Raw genomic sequence first — 21,152 nt, 5'->3', positions numbered from 1 at the left:
CTCCTAGCCGATGTTGGACAGCTTGAGCAGGTGCCGCAGGTCGTCGAGCACATGCTTGCCGTTGACCTTGGCGTCGTAGCGCAGCACCAGGTTGCCATGGGGGTCGACGATCCACAGCTGCGGGCCGGGCGTACTGACGTTCTGGCCGTAGCGCTGGGTATCCAGCGAATAGCGCTGCAACTGCGGGTACTCACGGCCGAGCAAGGCTTGGTAGTCGGCTGCCAACGGTTGCGCCGTGGCCAGTGCATGGCTGGCACGGGCGGCATCCCGGCCCAGGCCGATCTGGATCTGCCGCGCCAGGTACACCAGCTGCTGGCAATCCGCAGCACAGGCCGACGGCGCGCTGACCAGCAGTTGCCAGCGCGTCTCCTGGGCATCGATGCCGATATCGCTGCGGCCCTGGCCGTTGCCGATCATCTGGCCGTGATAGCTGCGGCCGTCTGGCACCCAGAACTTGAGCTTGTACATGCTGGTGGCGAGGATCATCGGCCCCAGCACCACCAGCAGGATCAGGATCAGTTGCAAACGCCCGCGCGCACGGGGTTTGCCGCGTTCAGGCATGTCCAGTGGACTCGTTGCGGCGCCCATGGTCGTTCTCCTTCTTCTTGTCATGCCAGCCGAAATAGAGGAAGAGCAGCACCAGTGCCGTGGCCAGGGCAAACCACTGCACGGCGTAGCCCAGGTGCTTTTCCGGGCCCATGGCGACCACCGGCCAGTCCAGTCGATAGCTGGCGGGGCCTGGCTCCAGACGCAGTTCATGGGCGAAACCTTCACGCCCCAGTTGTTGCCACAGCCGGGCCGGGTCGATGGCGGTCAGCAGGTGCGGCCATTGGCCGCCCACCGGGTCGGGGTGCAGTTGGAAGGTGGCGCCGGGAGCGACATAGACCGCGGCGTCTAGGGCCAGGGCCTGGGCGGGTGTGTCGAATTGCACGGGCTCGCGGCGGTCCGGCCAGGGCAACCAACCGCGATTGACCAGCAGCCACAGCCCGGACGCCTGGTCATGGAAGGGTTGCAGCAGCTCGACGCCAGCCCGGCCATCGCGCATACGATTATCCAACAGCAGGCTGTGCTCGCCGTCGAAGCGTCCGTACAGGTGCACGCGACGGTAGGCTGGGTCAGGTACCTGCGCCAGCTGACCGCTGGCCAGTGGCGCTTCGACACGGCGCTCGGCATGGATGGCCAGTAGAGCCCGCTTCTCGTCGGCACGCCCCAGTTGCCAACAGCCGAGCGCGATCAGCCCTGGCAGTAGCGCGAGCACCACCAGAGTTGGTACCACGCCTGGGCGAAACGGCCTCACTGCGGCCTCGCCAGGCCGATCGCTATACTGATGTTCATCACTGCATCCCCCCGGAGTTTCGCCATGCTCAAGGCCGCGATTGTCCTGATGCTGTTGGCCACCATCGCCAGCCTGTTCAGCGGCCTGGTGTTCCTGGTCAAGGACGACGACCAGTCGACCCGCTTGCTCAAGGCCCTCACCGTGCGTGTCACCCTGGCCACCTTGACCATCGCCCTGGTCGCCTGGGGCCTGATCAGCGGCCAGCTGGTCTCCCACGCCCCCTTCTGACCATGTGGCCCAGCTGCGGCCCTATCGCCGGCACAGGCCTAAAGCACATACACGAAGATAAATAGCCCCACCCACACCACATCCACGAAGTGCCAATACCAGCTCGCCGCTTCGAAACCGAAGTGCTTGTCCGGGTCGAAATGCCCGCGCAGCACGCGGCAGAACATCACGATCAGGATCAGCGTGCCCAAGGTCACGTGGGCACCGTGGAATCCCGTGAGCATGAAGAAAGTCGCGCCGTAGATCCCTGAGCCCAGCGTCAGCCCCAGCTCGGTGTAGGCCTCGTGATACTCGTAGGCCTGCAACGCAAGGAACGAAAGGCCCAGCAGGATAGTCAGCCCCAGCCACAGCTTCAGCGTGCCGCGATGGTTGTTGCGCAACGCATGGTGGGCGATGGTCACCGTCACGCTGGAGCTCACCAGCAGGATGGTGTTGATCAGCGGCAGGTGCCACGGGTCGATGATCTCTTTCGGTGGCGGGAACAGCTTCGGGTCCGGTGTGTGCAGCAACGGCCAGGCGAACTCGAACGTCGGCCAGAGCATATGGGCGATGCCCTTGTGCCCCTCGCCACCCAGCCAAGGCCCGGCCAGCACCCGCACGTAGAACAGCGCGCCGAAGAACGCCAGGAAGAACATCACCTCGGAGAAGATGAACCAGCTCATACCCCAGCGGAACGAGCGGTCCATCTGTGCGCTATACAGCCCGGCACGGCTCTCCTTGACCACCGCACCGAACCAGCCGAACAGCATGTAGGCCAAGAACAGCGCGCCGATGAAAAAGATCAGCGGCCCATGGGACTCGGGGTGGCCGGCCTTGAGGTCGTTGAACCAGGTACCCAGGCCAAACACCGTGATGAACATGCCGATCGTCGCGATGATCGGCCACTTGCTCTGCGCCGGGACGTAGTAGTGCTCGTGACTTGCCATTGCTGTTCTCCTTCCCTTAACGGGCGCCCTGGTCGTCCTGGGCCGCGACATGGGCGACCGGCGGGTGGCGAGCGGTGATGTCGAACAAGGTGTAGGCCAGTGTCAGGTGCTTCACACTGGCCGGCAGGTCGCGGTCGACGATGAACCGCACCGGCATCTCGATGCGTTCGCCTGGCTGCAGCACCTGCTGGGTGAAGCAGAAGCACTCGGTCTTGTGGAAGTACGCCGCAGCCTCGGCTGGCGTGATACTGGGGATCGCCTGGGCGCTCATGGGCTTGTCGGTCGGGTTGCGAGCCACGAAGACCATCTGGTTGACCGCCCCAGGGTTGACCTCCAGCTGGTCGGCCGTGGCGTGGAACTCCCAGACCATGTCGCTGGCATTGGTCGACATGAACTGCACCCGCACCGTGCGCGTCGGGTCGCTGACCTGGCTGCCCTCGTATTGCCCGCCGGTCTTGCCGTTGATGCCGAACGCCTTGCACATCACGTCGTAGATCGGCACCAGGGCGAAGCCGAAGGCGAACATCACCACCGTCAGCATCAGCAGGCGCGTGACCAGGCGCTTGAGCGAGAGGCCGTTCATAACCCCGGCCCTACTTCACTTCCGGCGGGGTCTGGAAGGTGTGGTAGGGCGCCGGCGAAGGCACCGACCACTCCAGCCCGTCGGCGCCATCCCAGGGCTTGGCCGGTGCCGGCGCGCCACCGCGGATGCACTTGATGACGATGAACAGGAAGAAGATCTGCGTTGCGCCGAACATGAAGGCACCGATCGACGACACCATGTTGAAGTCGGCGAACTGCAGGTTGTAGTCCGGAATGCGCCTCGGCATGCCGGCCAACCCCACGAAGTGCATGGGGAAGAAGGCCAGGTTCATGCCGATGAACGACAGCCAGAAATGCAGCTTGGCCAGGGTTTCGTCGTACATGTGCCCGGTCCATTTCGGCAGCCAGTAGTAGGCCGAGGCGAAGATGCCGAAGATCGCCCCCGGCACCAGTACGTAGTGGAAGTGGGCGACCACGAAATAGGTGTCGTGGTATTGGAAGTCCGCCGGGGCGATGGCCAGCATCAGGCCGGAGAACCCACCGATGGTGAACAGGATGACGAAGGCGATGGCAAACAGCATCGGCGCCTCGAAGGTCAGCGAGCCCTCCCACATGGTGCTGACCCAGTTGAACACCTTTACGCCTGTAGGTACGGCGATCAGCATGGTGGCGTACATGAAGAACAGCTCGCCCACCACCGGGATGCCGACCACGAACATGTGATGGGCCCAGACGATGAACGACAGGAAGGCAATGGCGCCGGTGGCATAGACCATCGAGGTGTAGCCGAACAGCGGCTTGCGTGAGAATGCCGGGATGATCGAGCTGACCGCGCCGAATGCCGGCAGGATCATGATGTACACCTCGGGATGACCGAAGAACCAGAACACGTGCTGGAACAGCACAGGGTCGCCGCCCCCGGCCGCACTGAAGAAGCTGGTGCCGAAATGGATGTCCATCAGCATCATGGTCACCACGCCGGCCAGCACCGGCATCACCGCGATCAGCAGGAACGCGGTGATCAGCCAGGTCCAGACGAACAGCGGCATCTTCATCAAGGTCATGCCAGGTGCGCGCAGGTTGAGTACGGTGGCGATCACGTTGATGGCGCCCATGATCGAGCTGATGCCCATCAGGTGGATGGCGAATATGAAGAAGGTCACGCTGGCCGGAGCATAGGTGGTCGACAGCGGGGCGTAGAAGGTCCAGCCGAAGTTCGGCCCGCCGCCGGGGCTGAACAGGGTCGAGACCAGCAACAGGAAGGCCGCCGGCAGCAACCAGAAGCTGAAGTTGTTCATCCGTGGCAGGGCCATGTCCGGCGCGCCGATCATCAGCGGGATCATCCAGTTGGCGAGGCCGACGAAGGCTGGCATCACGGCACCGAACACCATGATCAGGCCGTGCATGGTGGTCATCTGGTTGAAGAACGCCGGTTCCACGATCTGCAGTCCGGGCTGGAACAGCTCGGCACGGATCACCATGGCGAAGGAGCCGCCAAGCAGGAACATGGCGAAGGCGAACCACAGGTACATCGTGCCGATGTCCTTGTGGTTGGTGGTCAGCACCCAGCGCATCAAGCCCTTGGCCGGGCCGTGGGCATGGTCGTGGCCTTGGGCGTGGTCGTCGATCACTGCACTCATGTCCTGTCTCCTGCAATCCGGTGGCTGGCGCGGGAATACCCTTCGGCCCGGTTCATTGGCCTTCTGCCTGCTTGAGCGCCAGCACGTCCTTCGGCGTGACCATGTCACCCTTGTTGTTGCCCCAGGCGTTGCGCTCGTAGGTCACCACGGCGGCGATGTCGACTTCCGACAGCTGCTTGCCGAACGCGGCCATGGCAGTGCCTGGCTTGCCGTGGAAAACAATGTTCAGGTGGTCTTCCTTGGGCCCGGTGGCGATCTTCGAGCCCTTGAGCGCCGGGAACATCGGTGGCAGGCCCTGGCCTTCGGCCTGGTGACAGGACACGCAGGTGGTGTGGTAGACCTTGTCGCCTCGTTCGACCAGCTCTTCAAGGGTCCACTCCTTGCTGGTCAGCTCCTTGAGCTTGGCCGCCTCGGCCTTGCGCTCGCCGAGCCAGGTGTCGTAGTCGGCCTTGGATTTGACCTCGACCACCACCGGCATGAAACCGTGGTCCTTGCCGCACAGCTCGGTGCACTGGCCGCGGTAGATGCCGGGCTTCTCGATACGCGTCCAGGCCTCGTTGACGAAGCCGGGGATGGCGTCACGCTTGACCGCGAAGGCCGGCACCCACCAGGAGTGGATGACATCGGCGGCGGTCACCAGGAAACGCACCTTGGCGCCGACCGGCAGTACCAACGGCTGGTCGACTTCGAGCAGGTAGTGCTCGTCCTTGGGGGCCTGGTTGTGGATCTGTTCGGCGGGCGTGGCCAGGTTGCTGAAGAATTCCACGTCCTGGCCCAGGTACTTGTAGTGCCACTTCCACTGGTAGCCGGTGACCTGGATATCGATGTCCGACTCGCTGGCATCGTAGATGTCGATGAGGGTCTTGGTGGCCGGAATGGCCATGGCCACGAGAATCAGGAAGGGAACCACCGTCCAGAGGATTTCCACCCAGGTGTGCTCGTGGAAATGCGCAGGCTCCTGGCCCGTGGAGCGGCGGTGGATGACCATCGACCAGAACATCGCACCGAACACGACGATGCCGATGACCACGCAGATCCAGAAGATGGTCATGTGCAGGTCGAACACGGCGTTGGAAACATCCGTCGCCCCCGGCGCCATGTTCACGGTCCAGGCGGCATGCGCCTGGCCAAACACCAACCACAACAGGAGGCCCATCCAGACATGTGGATGTCGCATCATTGCGGGTTCCCCTTATCGTTCTTGTTGTCCCGGAGGCGTGGACGACCTTACGGCTAAGGAGGGGTGGGTGGCCAAGACTGCCTGGCTTCGACGACCGAGCCCCTGCAAACGGCAGTCGGGCCTCATCAACGAATCACGTTCACCGGGAGTATAGACAGCGACCAACGGCACGCAACGACCGCCATGAAATCAACTTCATCGATTCACGCAATCGTTTGAAAGCCTTGAGGTTACTGGGGCGGAGCAAAATGATAGCACATTGATATAACCACACTGGCAAACGTGCCTCAGGGTTATAACAAATGCGTCTTAGGCATTCTCACAACCGAGCTAATTTAGTGTCTTCCGTTTGTAACGCCTTGTCCCTGGAGTTGTCATGAACATCGCTGCTGTCCGCGAGCAGATCACCCACGCCCATCAACACGAGGGCCAGACTGGCCAACTGAAACAGCGTCTGGAACAACAACTGCCGCATCTGCATCCTTCGATCCATCTGCCCGAGCAGGATGCCCAGGGTACCTTGGCGCGTTTCGTCAGCGCCTACATCGACCAGGTTCCGGAGCTGCTGGAGGCCGCCCATGACGTGGCCCGCGAAGCTGGCATCGAGTCACAGATCACGCCGGTGCTGAAAATCGCCGAAACCTATTTCCTGCAACCGCCCAGCGTCATGCAAGGCCATGTCGGCCTGGATTGCCTGCTGGACGAAGCCTACCTGGCCCATCGCCTGGTCGAAGAAGTCAACGACCTGTACATCCGCCACTTCCAGCAGCCGCTGATCCCGGTGGATACCACCGTGGCCAACCTGATCGCCCATCAGCTGATCGGCGAAACCTTTGCCAACCAGCTCGATGAAGTGGTGCACCATTCGGTGGACCAGATGCTCGATGACGAAAGCTTCGCCGTCGAGTCGGTGGAAGCCTACCGGGAGAAACTCTGCAGCCCCGAGACCGGCGCCGCCTGGAAGCGCTGGCCATGCCTGTCCCGTCAACTGGGCGTGGAGCTCGGCCAACCGGCCTGACGCATTCGCGGGTAAACCCGTTCCTACAGGATTTACGCTGGCCCTGTGGGAGCGGGTTTACCCGCGAACGGGCCGCAAAGCGGCCCTCTTGCATCAAGCCCCAATACCCGCCGTCGTGCGCAGGCGCCCCTCGACTCGCCGCTTGAGCCTGTGCTGCTCGATCACCAAGCGAGAACCCTTGGCTGCGTTGCTGCGCCCCCAGTCCTCCAGCAGCTCGATGCAGGAGTGGTCGATATAGCTCAGGTTGCCCAACGGCACGTGCAGCGTGGTCCCTTGCGGCACGGTTTCCAGCACCTGGGTCAACGCCGGCACCTTGAGGAAGGTCGCGGCGCCACTGAGCCGCAGCTCCATGTGCCCTGGTTCTTGCAGGGTGGCCAGGTTGATCTTCAGCCGCGCCGCCTTGAGCGCCAGTTTCAGCAATGTCAGGGCAAAACCGAGCAGCACGCCGGTCAGCAGGTCGGTGAAGATGATCGCCAGCGCCGTGGCGGCATAGGTGAACATCGGCATGCGGCCGTACCGGCCCAACCCGCGGAACGCCTTGAAATCCACCAGTTTGATGCCGGTATACACCAGCACGCCGGCCAGGCTGGCCACTGGGATCTGCTGCAGCAGGCTGCTGAGCGCCACCACGAAAGCCAGCAGCCACACGCCATGGAATATCGCCGACCAACGCGTCTGGGCACCGGCCTGGACGTTGGCCGAGCTGCGCACGATCACCCCGGTCATCGGCAACGCGCCCAGCACACCGCAGAGCATGTTGCCTAGCCCCTGGGCCGACAGTTCACGGTCGAAGTCCGAGCGTTGGCCACTGTGCATGCGGTCCACCGCGGCGGCCGAGAGCAGGGTTTCGGCGCTGGCGATGAAGGCCAGGGCGAAGGCGGCGACCAGCAGGGCGGGGTCGGCCAGCTTGAGCAGGTCGTCCGGGCGCAGCCAGTCGATGGCTTCGGAGAGGTCCGCCGGCACCTGCACACGGTTCACCGGCAGGGCCAGCCACAGGCTGACGGCGGTCATCGCCGCCACTCCCAGCAAGGCCCCGGGAATGAAACGCAGGCGCTGTGGGCGCCAGCGCTCCCAGCTCCACATCAAGGCGATGGTCCCAAGGCCCAGGGCGCCAGCCTGCCAGCCATTGCCCGCACTCTCCAGTGGCAGGGCAGCAGCCACCGTCGCCGGGAAGCCCAGCAGGTTCTGCAACCCAGACGGCTGGGGCGCGCTGTCGAACATCACATGTACCTGGGACAACACGATCAGCACGCCGATCCCGGCGAGCATCCCGTACACCACGGCAGGGGCAGTGACGCGGAACCAGCAGCCCAGGCGCAGGCGCCCGGCCAATAGCTGCAGCAGGCCAGCGAGCAAGAGGATCGGGCCCAACATGGCCATGCCATGCTGGCGCACCAGCTCGAACACCAGCACCGCCAGGCCCGCGGCCGGGCCGCTGACCTGCAAGGGCGAGCCCGCGAGGAAGCCGACCACGATGCCACCGATGATGCCCGTGATCAGCCCCTTGGCCGGTGGCATGCCCGAAGCGATCGCAATGCCCATGCACAAGGGCAGGGCCACCAAAAAGACCACTACCGATGCCAACAACTCACGCGGCAGGGCCGCTTTGATCTGTGTCTTGTTCACCATGAAGCTCCTTTCTCGATACGCGGCCATCCGCCAGCCGCAGGCACAGGGATCCCCGACACGCGCGCAGGCGCGGACCGCCGGCAAACCGGCAAGGCAGTCAGGGGAATTCAAGGCAGCCGACAACTGGCCACACCCTCAGCGGGTGCGGCCGGTCGGCGAAACGTTACGGCGAGGTGTGGGCCGCTTAGTAGCGGCCTCTCGGTGTAGCGCAGGGGATCGGCTGGTCGGCGCTCAGCGGCAGGAAGCTGTCGCTGGCGGCGTCATAGGCTTCGATCTGGCTGGTCTCGATGTCATAGACCCAGCCGTGAATGAACAGCTGGCCGGCCGCCAGGCGCGAGGCGACCGAGGGGTGTGTGCGCAGGTGATGCAACTGGGCGATGACGTTTTCCTTGGTCAGCACTTGCATGCTCTCGTGCTCGCTGCCGCAGGAGCAATTGTCCTCGACCACGGTGCGGGCGACTTCCGCGTGGCGCAGCCAGGCCTTGACCGTGGGCATCTTCTCCAGCGAGTTGGGGTTGAGCACTGCTCGCATGGCGCCGCAATCGGAATGGCCGCAAACAATGATGTGATGCACGCCCAAGGCCAGCACGGCGTACTCGATGGCCGTGGATACGCCGCCGTTCATCTGCCCATAGGGCGGTACGACGTTACCTACATTACGGGTCACGAACAGGTCGCCGGGTGAACTCTGGGTGATCAGCTCGGGGACGATGCGCGAATCGGCGCATGTAATGAACATGGCGCGCGGTGTCTGCGCGGTGGCGAGCTTCTTGAACAGCTCCTGCTGCTCGGGGAAGACGTCATGGTGAAACCGCAGGAAGCCGTCGACGATATGCTTCAGGGCAGCATCGGCACTTTCGGCGGGTGCAGCCGGGACGACCTTGGATGGGTCCTTGACGGGCATGATTCATCCTCTTGACGGTGTGTAGGGTAAGTTCCAGTTTACCGGGTAAAGATTCTGGTTATGCAGGGCGTTAGATGCCGGGCACGGGCCATTCATCACAATCTCTTGTGGGCTCACGCTACCGTGGAAAACTTAACTGAAACTGAATTTGAAGGCTCTAGAACGGTCGTTCCAGCTTCTAAAGGCGGGAAATCGATAATAGCAAAAAAGCATCAACCGCCAATAGCCTGGAAGAAAAATATCGGTTGCCATGAGCCAGACTAGGGATGGCTTTTTGATCTGTCGGGGCTGCTATGCAGTTCAACGCGGCCCCACTCAGAACAACGCCATCTGCCCACCCGGCGGGCAGAATGCGGTGCAATCCAGCGCCTGCGCCTCCCGCCCCTCGAACCCCAACCGGCGCATGGCCTTGGCGAACCGCTGCGCCAGGAGCTCGGCGAAGACCCCTTCGCCGCGCATCCTCGAACCAAAACGACTGTCGTATAACTCGCCCCCTCGGCTCTGGCGGATCAGGCTGAGCACATGGGCGGCCCGTTGCGGGTAGTGATCGTGCAGCCATTGCTCGAACAGCGGCGCGACCTCCAGCGGCAGGCGCAGCATCATGTAGGCCGCACTCTGTGCACCGGCTTGCCTGGCTGCCTCAAGCAAATGCTCCAGTTCGCTGTCGTTGATCATTGGAATCATCGGCGAGCACAACACACCCACCGGTACGCCTGCCTCGCGCAACACCCGAATGGCCCGTAACCGCGCCTTGGGCGATGCGGCCCGCGGCTCCAGGGTGCGCTTGAGATCGTCGTCCAGCGTGGTCAGGCTGATCATCACCCGGGCCAGCCGCTGGCTGGCCATTTCGGCCAACAGATCGAGGTCGCGCAGGACCAGCGAACCTTTGGTGACGATGGTGACCGGGTGACGAAAGCGCAGCAGGACTTCGAGCAGGCGCCGGGTCAGCTGTTGCTCCCGTTCGATGGGTTGGTAGGGGTCGGTGTTCGAGCCCAGGTTGATGGGCGCACAGACGTAGCCTGGCTTGCGCAGCTGTTGCTCGAGCACCTCGGCGGCGTTGGTCTTGGCGATCAGCTTGGTCTCGAAGTCCAGACCAGGCGAGAGGTCCCAGTAGGCATGACTGGGGCGAGCGTAGCAGTAGATGCAGCCATGCTCGCAACCCCGGTAGGGGTTGATCGAGCGGTCGAAAGGCAGGTCGGGCGAGGTGTTGCGGGTGATGATGGTCTTGGCAGCCTCGATGCGGATCTCGGTGCCTTGGGTCACAGGCACGTCCTGATACCAACCATCGTCTTCCGCAGTCGAATGGCTGGGGGAGAAGCGATTGAGCGGATTATGGGTCGTGCCCCGACCTTTTTGCGGCGCTGGAAAAAACATCGCAGGCTCCATTTGCTGTATCTATATACAGTACAGCTGCTTGTTCATCCGTTCCAGCGCCTTACGTCAGCCAATGCGCCTCATTCGAGGCCGTACCAGCCCAGCATTGCCTCGATCTGCATGGGGCGCCCCAGAAAATCCTCACATCCCTCAGGTATCGTCTTGGCATTGGCCCAATTGGCGAATGCCGCCCGAAAGCGCTTGCCCGCCCTGTTGTCGAGCAACCCCCATTTTTCGAAGTGGGTGAATATATCGATGGCATATGCTTCGCCCCAGACGTAGCTGTAATAGCCCGCCTCGTAACCGGCCACCAGATAGTCGAACGCGTGCGCCGGCTTTTCGAAACTCGCCAGAGGCCAGCATCCGCAGCGTTCGCGACATTCCAACAGTCGCTCCTGCACGCTCTTGCCATCACTGGGCGAGCTGTGCAGCTCCAGATCGAACAACGCCATGCTCACGTCAAAGGCACACTTTTCCAGCTGAGCCTCGCGCAGGTTGGCCAGTACCGACCGAGCCTGCTCGAGTGTGAGCGGTTCACCGGTCAGGTAGTGGCTGGAGATATCCACCAGGTACCGCGCGTTCCACAGCCAGCGCTCAAGAAACTTGCCGAAGAACTCCTGGGCATCGGAACCTGCCCGGTTCGGATCGGAAAGCACATGGTTGGTGGCGGGCATCAGCAGCAGGTGCAGCCCATGACCGAACTCGTGGAACAGCTTGCGCAGGGCCAGATGATCGAGCAGGGAGGGCTCATCACCCATCCCTGGCTCACCGTCGCTGACCACCATCACCGAAGCGCTATGTGTACGTCCTTCCTCGTCCCGACGCCGATGACGCATGGCAATGGTGTGGACACTGCCTTGCTTGCCCGGATACCTGAGGACATCCAGGTACAGCGTGCCGACTTCCACGCCGTCCTGGCGCACGGTGAAACTGCGCACGCTGGGATGCCATGCCGAGGAAGAGCAGGGCACAAGCGTCAGGTCAAAGACCCGTTCGGCCAGATCGACCAAAGCTTGCACCGCCTTGTCCAGGGTGAAGTAGCCGCGCAGCGTTTCACTGTTCAGGGCCTGATTGCGGGCTCTCAGGTACCTGATGTCCCACGGTTGGGCTGCATCCAGATTATGCTCCGCAGCCAGGCGCTGGACGTCGGCGCGGGCCTTGAGCATGGCGGGTCGCAACTTTTGCGCCAGTGTCTGGAGCAACTTACGAACAGGCTCGACGCTGCCCGCAGCCTTGCCCTGCACCATCAGTTGCGCGTAGCTGGTGTTGGCGATCAGTTGCCCTTTTTGCTCCCGCAAGAGCGCCAGCTGTTGCAGTCGGTTGCCATTGTCTTGTTGCTCATCCGGATGAACACCCCGGGAATGGTAGGCCGTGTAGACGGCCTCGCGCAGGCTCCGATCATCGGCAAATTCGAGGATGGCATCGGCGTTGCGTTCATTGCAGAGAATCTTCCAGCCCTCCAGGCCGGCATCCTTGGCTTGCCGGGCCATCAGGTCGCGCAGTCGCTGGGGCACCCCTTCCAGGCGCGCCTCGTCCTCGATCCGGATGCTCGATCGCTCACTCGTTTCATCGAGCGTCTGATAGAAGCCACCGACTTGTTCGTTGATGTCATCTTCCAGCTGCGCCAGCGTGGCGTTTTGCTGCGCATCCAGATGCACACCGGCCAGGCGGTACTCCAGAAGGATCCTGCGCAGCGTGGCTTTTTCATAGACATCCAGGCTGGGCTCGTCCGTGGCCAGGCGTTCATAGAGCGCATGCAGCGGCTTGTTCCGGCGGTTATCGATGAACAGACGCTGCGCCTGACCATACCCTTCGCCAAAGGCCGCACTCCACGCATCGCCTTTTACGGCCAATGGCAAAGTGGCAAAGACGACCGCCTGCAGATCGGCTATGACGTTGTCCATCGCCAAGACCAATCCATACCAGCTGGGCTGCTGTTGTTGGCTATCCAGTACGTGCGCCAGACCGGTTTCGTAGGCATCAATCACCGTATCGAACGCCGACTTCACATGTTCGAGCGTCACGCTGTCGTAATCGATGGGCGAGCGGTTGTCGTTCAATAGCGGGTTGCGGGTTTGCATAGGAGGTTCCTGCTCGGTTGATGGTCAACGCGAGCATGGAACGCAAGGCCCAGGGCAGGTGGCTGCATAACTACCACCTGCCTGGGCAGATACGCGCCACCGCAGCCCAGACCGGGTGGCGCGACGGCCTCATTCGGCCGGTTTCTTCAGCTTCGGATTGGGGAAGAACTGCACGGTCTGCACCTTGGCCGGCGCAGCCTTGGGCGCCAGGTGGTTGACCCGGGTGCCCAGCTCGGTGGGCACCGACAGGCCCTGTTCGTTCAGGGTGTCGGTGAAGCCGCAGGCCACGCACTCGCGGTGCGGTACACCGTCCTCGTTCCACATCATCAGCTTGTCGGGTTCGCTGCACGCCGGGCACACAGCCCCGGCGATGAAGCGCTTCTTGGTCTTGGTCACAGGTACCTCGCTCATGCCGCCGCGTCCTCGGTCAGGCCGCTATGGCGCAGCAATGCATCGATGGAAGGCTCGCGACCGCGGAAATCGACGAACAGCACCATCGGCTCGCGGGAACCGCCACGAGCCAGGATCGCCTCGCGGAAGGCACGGCCAGTCTCGGCGTTGAGCACGCCTTCTTCCTCAAAGCGCGAGAAAGCATCGGCCGAGAGTACTTCGGCCCACTTGTAGCTGTAGTAGCCCGCCGCATAACCGCCGGCGAAGATATGGGCGAAGCTGTTGGGGAAACGATTGTAGGCCGGCGGGCGCATCACCGACACCTCGTCACGCACCCCTTCGAGTACCTGCAGCACGCTACGGCCGTCGCCATGGTTGGCATGCAGTTCGAAGTCGAACAGCGAGAATTCCAGCTGGCGCACCATCATCATGCCCGACTGGAAGTTCTTGGCCGCCAGCATCTTGTCCAGCAGGTCCTGGGGCAGGGGTTCGCCGGTCTCGTAGTGGCCGGAAATCAATGCCAGGCCCTCAGGCTCCCAGCACCAGTTCTCCATGAACTGGCTTGGCAGCTCCACTGCATCCCAGGCCACACCGTTGATGCCGGAAACACCGGCATGCTCGATGCGGGTGAGCAGGTGGTGCAGGCCATGCCCGAACTCGTGGAACAGGGTGGTGACTTCATCGTGGGTCAGCAGCGCGGGCTTGCCGGGGGCAGCCGGGGTGAAATTGCATACCAGGTTCGCCACTGGACTTTGCAGGGCGCCGGCTGCCGTGCGTCGACGATCGCGGGCCCCGTCCATCCACGCACCGCCGCGCTTGTTGGCGCGGGCATACAGGTCGAAGAAGAAGCGGCCGACATGCTGGCCGTTTTCCTTGATCTCGAACAGGCGCACGTCCGGGTGCCAGGCATCGAAGCCCTTGAGCTCGGCGATTTCGATGCCGTACAGGCGCTGGACGATGGAGAACAGCCCCGACAGCACCTTGTCGATCGGGAAGTAGGCCCGCAGGGCCTCTTGCGAAACACTGTAGCGCTGCTCGCGCAGTTTTTCGCCGTAGTAGCCGGCGTCCCAACTGGCCAGGTGCGGGCAGCCTTGTTCTGCGGCGTAGGCCTTGAGCTGCTCCAGGTCCTGGGCGGCGAACGGCTTGCTGCGCTTGGCCAGGTCACGCAGGAAGCTCAGTACCTGGTCGCTGGACTCGGCCATCTTGGTAGCCAGGCTGAGTTCGGCGTAGTTCTTGTAGCCCAGCAGCTCGGCCAGCTCCTGGCGAAGATCGAGGATCTCGCTCATGACCGGGCCGTTGTCGAACTGGCCGGCATTCGGGCCTTGGTCGGAGGCGCGGGTGCAGTAGGCGGCGTAAAGCTCTTCGCGCAGGGCGCGGTCGTTGGCGTAGGTCATCACCGCGTAGTAGCTGGGGAACTCCAGGGTGATCAGCCAACCGTCCAGACCCTTGGCCTGGGCAGCGGCGGCCATCTGCGCCTTGGCTGAATCGGTCAGGCCGGCGAGCTGTGCTTCGTCGGTGACGTGTTTGGTCCAGGCCTGGGTGGCGTCCAGCAATTGGTTGGAAAAGCGGCTGCCCAGTTCGCTCAGACGGCTTTGCACCTCGGCGTAGCGCTGTTGCTTCTCGGCCGGCAGATCGATACCCGACAGGCGGAAGTCACGCAGGGCATGGTCGATGATGGTCTTCTGGGCCACGTCGAAGCCGGCGGCTTCCGGGCTGTTGGCCAGGGCCTGGTAGGCTTCGAACAGCTGGCGGTTCTGCCCCAGTTCGGTGGAGTAGGCGCTCAGGGCCGGCAGGCAGGACTCGTAGGCCTCGCGCAGCTCTTTGCTGTTGCACACTGCATTGAGGTGGCTGACCGGGCTCCAGGCCGCGCCCAGGCGATCGTTGAGTTCATCCATGGCCAGCACCAGGCCGGCCCAGGTCGGATTCTTGCCTTGCTGTTCGAGGATCGTTGCAATGGCTTTGCGGTTGTCGGCCAGGATCTGCTCGATCGCCGGCAGCACATGTTCGGCTCGGATCGCCGAGAAGGGCGGCAGATCGTAGGACTGCAGAAGCGGGTTGTTCGCACTCACGGTTTAGATACCTTGGCAGGAGGAAACACGGGACCATCTTAATTACAATCGACGCCGACCGCAGCAGGCAGCCCGCCTATCGGCATTCAAGAGGGGCGCTATCATGGCCATTCGAAGCTTTCAGCAACACACTCCCAAAGTTGGACCACGGGTTTTCGTCGACCGTTCGGCAGTGGTGCTGGGTGACGTCGAGATCGGCGAGGACAGCTCGGTCTGGCCGCTGACCGTGGTGCGCGGCGACATGCACCGGATCCGCATCGGCGCACGCACCAGCGTGCAGGATGGCAGCGTGCTGCACATCACCCATGCCGGGCCGTTCAACCCGGAGGGCTTCCCGCTGCTGATCGGCGATGACGTGACCATCGGTCACAAAGTCATGTTGCACGGCTGTACACTGGGCAGCCGCATTCTGGTCGGCATGGGCAGCACCATCATGGATGGCGCGGTGGTCGAGGACGAAGTGATCATCGGCGCCGGCAGCCTGGTACCACCTGGCAAGCGCCTGGAAAGCGGCTACCTGTACGTGGGCAGTCCAGTGAAGCAGGCACGCCCGCTGACCGACAAGGAACGTGCGTTTTTCCCCTATAGCGCGGCCAACTACGTCAAGCTCAAGGACCAGCACCTGGCCGAAGGCTACGACCGATAGCCACACCACGCGCTTGCAGGAGCGCAACGGCTCATAGATACCGAGAACACCATGCACCAGCAGAACATCCTCTTCGACCTCGACGGCACCCTGACCGACCCGCGCCTGGGCATCACCCGTTCGATCCAGTACGCCCTGGCCAAACTGGGTATCGACGAGCCGGACCTGGCCCGCCTCGAGCACTTCATCGGCCCACCCTTGCTGCAGGCCTTCATGCAGTTCTACCACTTCGACGAGGCCAAGGCCTGGGACGCGGTGAACTTCTACCGCGAACGCTTCAGGGTCACCGGCCTGTACGAGAACCTGGTATTCGACGGTGTGCCGGAGCTGCTCGAGGCTCTGAATGGCCAAGGCCGCACGCTGTACATCGCCACCTCCAAACCCTGGGAGTTCGCCCGCGAGATCGCCCGGCACTTCGCGTTCGATCACCATTTCAAGGTGATCTACGGCAGCGAACTGGATGGCACCCGTACCAACAAGGTCGAGTTGATCCGCCACCTGCTGGACGAGGAAGGGCTGGAGCCAGCGCAGACCCTGATGATCGGTGATCGCAAGCATGACCTGATCGGGGCACGCAGCAATGGGCTGCAAGCAGTGGCGGTGGGCTATGGCTTTGGCAGCCGCGAAGAGCTGATGGCCGAGGCGCCGGCATTCCATTTCGACACGTTGGCGCAGTTGCACCAGGCGTTTTTCCGGGCCTGACTCCTGCGCACCCCATCGCTGGCATGTCAGAGACGAGAGCAACTGTCTTGAGTTGCTTGCCCGGTCCTATCGCCGGCAAGCCGGCGCCCACAGGGATTTTGCAAGTCTTGAGCGCGGCGCAATCCCGGTGGGAGATTCTATGGTGCTAAACAAGCCAGCCGTGCAAATACGGCCCAGGCTCCGCGTGCTTGGTGGGAGCTGGCGGAGCCTGCGATGGGCCGCAAAGCGGCCCCTTGAGTCTGGAGGGGCTCCACCGTTTGAGGGCTTGGGGCTGCTTTGCAGCCCATCGCAGGCTGTCGCCAGCTCCCACCAAGATTGCGCCGCGCTCAAAATTTGCGAAATCCCTGTGGGAGCCGGCTTGCCGGCGATGGGCCGCAAAGCGGCCCCTTCACCCCCGACCAGCCAGCCGCGCCAACTCAGCCTTGCGCGCCGTAGCCGGCAACCGCCCCAACGCCTCGACCCGCTGATAGAACTCGCCCCAATCGCCGTTCACATCCTCGAACAATGCCGCAAACCCCGGCACCCATTGGTCATACAGGCCGAACGGCAGCAGCTTGGCATTGTTCATAGGCCCATACATCCACGCATCGTAACGCCCATCACCCTTCCAAGGCCCATCACGCCACTGCCGATACTCACGCCGCAAGCGCTCGAATTCCGCCTGCTTGGCCGCCCGTTTGCCAGCCTCGTTCAACGGCCCGGCATAGACCGCCTGCAAGCGAGAACGGCTGTCCAGCACCAGCCGAACGAACTGCTCACGCTGGCGCGCCGGGTCATCCCGAATCGCTGGAAGCCCGCGCGCCGCGCGCCATTGCCGCGATCCTTCCTGTTCCACGAAGGTGGCGAACGACTCATTGAACTCAGTGTCGTCCTTTACATAGACGCGCTGGTGCGCCAGCTCGTGGAAGATCACCGCGGCCAGGCGTTCATCGCCCCAGGCAACCATCGAGGAAAGGATCGGATCGTCGAACCAGCCCAGAGTCGAATAGGCCTCCACGCCCCCGACATACACGTCCATCCCCTCCTGGCGCATCAACGCTGCCGCGCCGCGGGCGGCGCCTTGCCGGTAATAGCCCCGGTAGGCCACGCAACCGGCGATCGGGAAGCAATGGGTGACCGGCTGCAGCGAGAGCTCAGGTGTCGCAAAGACATTCCATACCACGTAGGGCCGCCCTAGATCGGCATAGACCCGATAGCTGCGGTTGTCCGGCAGCTTCAACCGTTCGCTGGCGAACTGCCGGGCCTGTTCGGCATGCTCCAGGCGCTGGCGCAATGGACCACCTAGGGAAGGGTTGTCCAGCAACTGCGCCACAGGCTGTCGCGCCCGCAACAGTTGCCATTGCCCCTCGGCCAACTGACCGTAGTAGCCGATGCTGGAGCAACCGTTCAGCAGGAAGGCCGCCAGCACGGGAACCAAACGCCAGAAAATGCGGTCGAGAGGCCCATGGCTTGAGCGCTGCAAAAGAAAAAGTCGAAACATCAGGGCTGTCTATCTCGCTCACGGCCAGTGCGGTCCAAGACTATCTCGCCAGGGGGGAGTTTCGCCATGCGTTCACTGATTGCCGTCGGCACGCTCGTGCTGCTGTCCGGTTGCTCCACGCTGCCCGACCCGGACCCCAACCAGGCCTGGGTCGACCTCGCGCCCTACGACAACACCTCACTGCATGCCGTGCAGGTGGACGAACGCGACTGGGCCGACAAGCGCTATTTCGAAGTCCAGCCTGGCAACCATGAGCTCACCGTGCGCTACCAGTTCGCGGTGGCGCCGAGCAATATCGGCCCAGTGGACGAACCGCTGTGGCGCGACTGCCAGCTGAACCTGACGTTCAAGGACTTCAGTGCCGGCCAACGCTACCAGCTGCAGGCCGGCAGCATCGGTTTCCGCCCCTGGGTCAAACTCTATGACCAGCAGCAGAAGCTGGTGGGGCAGGGGATGCCAGCCGGTTGCCAGCGCACCTGAAACCCAAGAGTTTCACGACAACGCGGGCCTGACGGCGCTATGCTTAAAGCCTGTAAACCGCGAGCGGGAGTTTCGCCATGCGCCAGCCCATGATGCTGATCGCCCTCAGTGCACTGGGGGCTTGCGCCAGCCCCTTGCCGCCCGTCGATCCCAAGCAGGCCTGGGTCGACCTCTACACCATCACGCCTGGCAGGACCATCATGGCCGACCGCCTGGACGGCCAGCGGCTGGAGGATGGCCGCTACTTCCAGGTCCCCCCAGGTCGGCACGAGCTGGTGGTACGCTTCGACTACGAAGTGTATTCGGGCGGCTTTAGCACCGACCCTACCGAGCGCACTTGCTACCTCACCGTACGCTTCGATGACTTCAAGGCAGGCGAGCGCTATCGCCTGGAGGCGCGGGCACCGGTGATGCAGCCGCAGGTGTTGCTGTTCGATGCCAGCCGCAAGGTGGTGGTGAACGAGCCGAGCCAGGTGTTCTGCATTCCGTGAGCGGCAGCCTTCATGGCCAAACCCACTCCCACGGACCAATGGGAGCGGGGTCTACCGTCGATAAAACGGGCTCGGGTCACTGGTCGTTCTTCTGGTAGATGATCTTCTTGGTGCCACCATCGCAGCTGCCGACGATCATGTTCTGGTCGCGGACTTCGCTGTTGGGCACGATCTCCAGGGTATAGGACGTGACCCCCGCAGCCTGGATCTTCGCCTCGATTTCAGCCTTGAGTTCCTCGCACGGCTTGGGCGCGGCCATGGCTGCCGTAGCCAGCAAGGAGACCAGCACGGCGGTTGCTACGCGGATCATGGAACGGCTCCTGAAAAGGCAGTCGGGCTGCCAACGCCCATTAGACTACAGGAAACCGCTCCTGTTGCGCCGCCTAGGAAAGCAGGGTGGCGTCCAGGGTGATCGTCGCGTTCAACACCTTCGACACCGGGCAGCCGGCCTTGGCTTTGTTGGCGATTTCCTGGAACTGCGCATCGCTCGCCCCAGGCACTTTGGCCTTGAGGGTCAAGTGCACGGCCGTAATGGCGAAACCGTCCGGCTGCTTGTCCAGGCTGACCTCGGCAATGGTGTCGATACGCTCGGGGGTCAGGCCCGCCTCGCCGAGCATCATCGACAGTGCCATGGAAAAGCAGCCGGCATGGGCCGCGCCGATCAGCTCTTCCGGGTTTGTGCCTGGCGAGCCTTCGAAACGGGTGTTGAAGCCATAGGGGTTCTGCTTGAGCGCACCGCTTTCCGTGGAGAGCGATCCCTTGCCATCCTTCAACCCGCCTTGCCAGATCGCCGATGCTGTCTTTTTCATGTTGCCTCCTGTCATAGGGTGGGTACCTATGGGTTCTGAGGTTCAGGCTTACTGCAAGTTCAGCTGAATCTGACGCCTAGCATTGAAACCCCGAAAAGTGCCCATACAGAGCACCCAAGGCCCCACGGCCAACTTTTCTGCGGAGGCACCCATGACGCACCTGCGTGACCTGAAGATATCCACCCTCGACCTGGTACCGGTACGCGCCGATGGCGGCCCTGCCCAGGCCCTGCGCAACTCCTTGGACCTGGCCCAAGCGGTCGAGCAGTTCGGCTACAACCGTTTCTGGGTGGCCGAGCACCACAACATGGACGGCATCGCCAGCTCGGCCACGTCCGTACTGATCGGGTACCTGGCAGGTGGCACCTCGCGCATCCGCATCGGCGCCGGCGGCGTGATGCTGCCCAACCATGCGCCCCTGGTGATCGCCGAGCAGTTCGGCACACTGGCAAGCCTCTACCCTGGGCGTATCGACCTGGGCCTGGGTCGCGCACCGGGCTCTGACCAGATGACGGCCCGCGCCTTGCGTCGCGAACGCTCCGGCAGCGCCGACGACTTCCCGGACGACGTCGAAGAGCTGTCCCGCTACCTAGGCCCACGCACGCCGGACCAGAAGGTCATTGCGGTGCCGGGCCACGACACCGACGTGCCGCTCTGGCTGCTCGGCTCCAGCCTGTTCAGCGCCCAGCTGGCGGGCATGCGCGGGTTGCCCTATGCCTTCGCCTCGCATTTCGCCCCGCGCTATATGCACGAGGCGATCCGCATCTACCGCGACCACTTCAAGCCTTCCACAGTATTGGACAAGCCCTACGTGATGCTCGGCGTGCCCATGGTCGTGGCCGAGACCGACGAAAAAGCCGAATACCTGGCGACGTCGGTGTACCAGCGCATCCTGGCACTGATTCGTGGCCAGAGCCTGATGCAGCGCCCACCGGTGCCGAGCATGGACGGCCTATGGCTGCCCCATGAACGCGATGCGGTGGGCAGCTTCCTGGGCTTGGCGATGATCGGCAGCCCGCAGAAGGTACGGGCCAAGGTCGAGGTGCTGCTGGAGCAGACCGGGGCGGATGAACTGATATTCACTTGCGACCTGTACGAACATGCGGACCGGGTACGCTCGTATGAGCTGTTGGCGCAGGCCTTGAAACACGAGTAAACGACGGCTGCGCCGTCGATCGCGGGGCAAGCCCGCTCCCAGGGGTCGTATCCTTGAGGAAGCGGGGCTT

The 21,152-nt window shown here is 63.1% G+C and carries 22 protein-coding genes; 7 read left to right on the top strand and 15 right to left on the bottom strand.

What is annotated here, in order from left to right:
- Positions 1-3: 3 nt before the first annotated feature.
- Positions 4-588 (bottom strand): PA_0111/PP_0108 family redox-active disulfide protein, encoded by a 585-nt coding sequence (locus ACXHGZ_RS22330; RefSeq protein WP_084855195.1) that lies wholly within the window; start codon positions 586-588, stop codon positions 4-6.
- Positions 554-1,297: an SURF1 family protein gene (locus ACXHGZ_RS22325; protein WP_084855196.1), complete on the bottom strand. Its 744-nt coding sequence runs from the start codon at positions 1,295-1,297 to the stop codon at positions 554-556. The genes ACXHGZ_RS22330 and ACXHGZ_RS22325 overlap by 35 nt, the downstream gene beginning before the upstream one ends.
- A gap of 63 nt (positions 1,298-1,360) precedes the next feature.
- On the opposite strand from ACXHGZ_RS22325, the gene ACXHGZ_RS22320 reads away from it, so the two are divergent.
- The gene (locus tag ACXHGZ_RS22320; RefSeq protein ID WP_084855197.1) at positions 1,361-1,564 is read left to right on the top strand and encodes a twin transmembrane helix small protein; all 204 of its coding nucleotides are present in this window, start codon (positions 1,361-1,363) and stop codon (positions 1,562-1,564) included.
- 38 nt (positions 1,565-1,602) lie between these two features.
- Here ACXHGZ_RS22320 and ACXHGZ_RS22315 read toward each other — a convergent pair whose 3' ends face one another.
- Genes ACXHGZ_RS22315 through coxB form a run of 4 tightly spaced genes read right to left on the bottom strand, consistent with a single transcriptional unit; the run spans position 1,603 to position 5,853 of the window.
- Positions 1,603-2,490: a cytochrome c oxidase subunit 3 gene (locus tag ACXHGZ_RS22315; protein ID WP_324811967.1), complete on the bottom strand. Its 888-nt coding sequence runs from the start codon at positions 2,488-2,490 to the stop codon at positions 1,603-1,605.
- Between the two features lie 16 nt (positions 2,491-2,506).
- Positions 2,507-3,073, bottom strand: a complete 567-nt coding sequence (locus ACXHGZ_RS22310; protein WP_084855199.1) for a cytochrome c oxidase assembly protein — start codon at positions 3,071-3,073, stop codon at positions 2,507-2,509.
- A gap of 10 nt (positions 3,074-3,083) precedes the next feature.
- Positions 3,084-4,673, bottom strand: coding sequence for a cytochrome c oxidase subunit I (ctaD, locus tag ACXHGZ_RS22305; protein WP_324811963.1), 1,590 nt, complete (start codon positions 4,671-4,673; stop codon positions 3,084-3,086).
- A 52-nt stretch (positions 4,674-4,725) separates the two neighbouring features.
- Positions 4,726-5,853: a cytochrome c oxidase subunit II gene (coxB, locus tag ACXHGZ_RS22300; protein WP_084855201.1), complete on the bottom strand. Its 1,128-nt coding sequence runs from the start codon at positions 5,851-5,853 to the stop codon at positions 4,726-4,728.
- Between the two features lie 376 nt (positions 5,854-6,229).
- Here coxB and ACXHGZ_RS22295 point away from each other — a divergent pair, with 376 nt between their 5' ends.
- Positions 6,230-6,871 carry a hypothetical protein gene (locus ACXHGZ_RS22295; RefSeq protein ID WP_084855202.1) on the top strand — a complete coding sequence of 214 codons (642 nt, stop codon included), beginning with the start codon at positions 6,230-6,232 and terminating at the stop codon, positions 6,869-6,871.
- A gap of 93 nt (positions 6,872-6,964) precedes the next feature.
- Here the strand turns inward: ACXHGZ_RS22295 and ACXHGZ_RS22290 are convergent, their stop codons facing one another.
- The 6 genes from ACXHGZ_RS22290 to prlC all read right to left on the bottom strand — a co-directional run bounded on the left by ACXHGZ_RS22290 (position 6,965) and on the right by prlC (position 15,318).
- Positions 6,965-8,500: a SulP family inorganic anion transporter gene (locus ACXHGZ_RS22290; RefSeq protein WP_480461615.1), complete on the bottom strand. Its 1,536-nt coding sequence runs from the start codon at positions 8,498-8,500 to the stop codon at positions 6,965-6,967.
- Between the two features lie 184 nt (positions 8,501-8,684).
- The gene (locus ACXHGZ_RS22285; RefSeq protein WP_084855203.1) at positions 8,685-9,404 is read right to left on the bottom strand and encodes a carbonic anhydrase; all 720 of its coding nucleotides are present in this window, start codon (positions 9,402-9,404) and stop codon (positions 8,685-8,687) included.
- A 315-nt stretch (positions 9,405-9,719) separates the two neighbouring features.
- Positions 9,720-10,778: a PA0069 family radical SAM protein gene (locus tag ACXHGZ_RS22280; RefSeq protein ID WP_480461613.1), complete on the bottom strand. Its 1,059-nt coding sequence runs from the start codon at positions 10,776-10,778 to the stop codon at positions 9,720-9,722.
- An 80-nt stretch (positions 10,779-10,858) separates the two neighbouring features.
- Positions 10,859-12,859 carry a M3 family metallopeptidase gene (locus ACXHGZ_RS22275; protein ID WP_480461611.1) on the bottom strand — a complete coding sequence of 667 codons (2,001 nt, stop codon included), beginning with the start codon at positions 12,857-12,859 and terminating at the stop codon, positions 10,859-10,861.
- 129 nt (positions 12,860-12,988) lie between these two features.
- Positions 12,989-13,270, bottom strand: a complete 282-nt coding sequence (locus ACXHGZ_RS22270) for a YheV family putative zinc ribbon protein (RefSeq protein ID WP_084855206.1) — start codon at positions 13,268-13,270, stop codon at positions 12,989-12,991.
- Entirely contained in the window at positions 13,267-15,318 is a 2,052-nt protein-coding gene (gene prlC / locus ACXHGZ_RS22265) for an oligopeptidase A (RefSeq protein WP_480461609.1), read from the bottom strand. The genes ACXHGZ_RS22270 and prlC overlap by 4 nt, the downstream gene beginning before the upstream one ends.
- 103 nt (positions 15,319-15,421) lie before the next feature.
- On the opposite strand from prlC, the gene ACXHGZ_RS22260 reads away from it, so the two are divergent.
- Entirely contained in the window at positions 15,422-15,964 is a 543-nt protein-coding gene (locus ACXHGZ_RS22260) for a gamma carbonic anhydrase family protein (RefSeq protein WP_480461607.1), read from the top strand.
- A gap of 51 nt (positions 15,965-16,015) precedes the next feature.
- Positions 16,016-16,666 carry an HAD family hydrolase gene (locus ACXHGZ_RS22255; RefSeq protein WP_480461605.1) on the top strand — a complete coding sequence of 217 codons (651 nt, stop codon included), beginning with the start codon at positions 16,016-16,018 and terminating at the stop codon, positions 16,664-16,666.
- Between the two features lie 388 nt (positions 16,667-17,054).
- On the opposite strand, the gene ACXHGZ_RS22250 is transcribed toward ACXHGZ_RS22255, so the two are convergent.
- Positions 17,055-18,128 (bottom strand): aminopeptidase, encoded by a 1,074-nt coding sequence (locus tag ACXHGZ_RS22250; protein ID WP_480464113.1) that lies wholly within the window; start codon positions 18,126-18,128, stop codon positions 17,055-17,057.
- Between the two features lie 84 nt (positions 18,129-18,212).
- Between ACXHGZ_RS22250 and ACXHGZ_RS22245 the strand changes: the two genes are divergently transcribed.
- Positions 18,213-18,626: a PA0061/PA0062 family lipoprotein gene (locus ACXHGZ_RS22245; RefSeq protein WP_084855210.1), complete on the top strand. Its 414-nt coding sequence runs from the start codon at positions 18,213-18,215 to the stop codon at positions 18,624-18,626.
- 77 nt (positions 18,627-18,703) lie between these two features.
- Complete coding sequence (locus ACXHGZ_RS22240) at positions 18,704-19,117, top strand: PA0061/PA0062 family lipoprotein (RefSeq protein ID WP_480461603.1); 414 nt, start codon at positions 18,704-18,706, stop codon at positions 19,115-19,117.
- A gap of 76 nt (positions 19,118-19,193) precedes the next feature.
- On the opposite strand, the gene ACXHGZ_RS22235 is transcribed toward ACXHGZ_RS22240, so the two are convergent.
- Together ACXHGZ_RS22235 and ACXHGZ_RS22230 are read right to left on the bottom strand one after the other, a co-directional pair.
- Entirely contained in the window at positions 19,194-19,427 is a 234-nt protein-coding gene (locus ACXHGZ_RS22235) for a DUF1161 domain-containing protein (protein WP_084855212.1), read from the bottom strand.
- A 73-nt stretch (positions 19,428-19,500) separates the two neighbouring features.
- Positions 19,501-19,926, bottom strand: coding sequence for an OsmC family protein (locus ACXHGZ_RS22230; RefSeq protein ID WP_411969577.1), 426 nt, complete (start codon positions 19,924-19,926; stop codon positions 19,501-19,503).
- Positions 19,927-20,077: 151 nt separating this feature from the next.
- Here ACXHGZ_RS22230 and ACXHGZ_RS22225 point away from each other — a divergent pair, with 151 nt between their 5' ends.
- Positions 20,078-21,082, top strand: coding sequence for an LLM class flavin-dependent oxidoreductase (locus tag ACXHGZ_RS22225; RefSeq protein WP_480461600.1), 1,005 nt, complete (start codon positions 20,078-20,080; stop codon positions 21,080-21,082).
- Positions 21,083-21,152 lie beyond the last annotated feature (70 nt).

The sequence above is a fragment of the Pseudomonas shiyinii genome, from assembly GCF_056725765.1.
The sequence above is the reverse complement of the archived record's forward strand: the minus strand, read 5'-3'. Positions and strand labels throughout refer to the sequence as shown.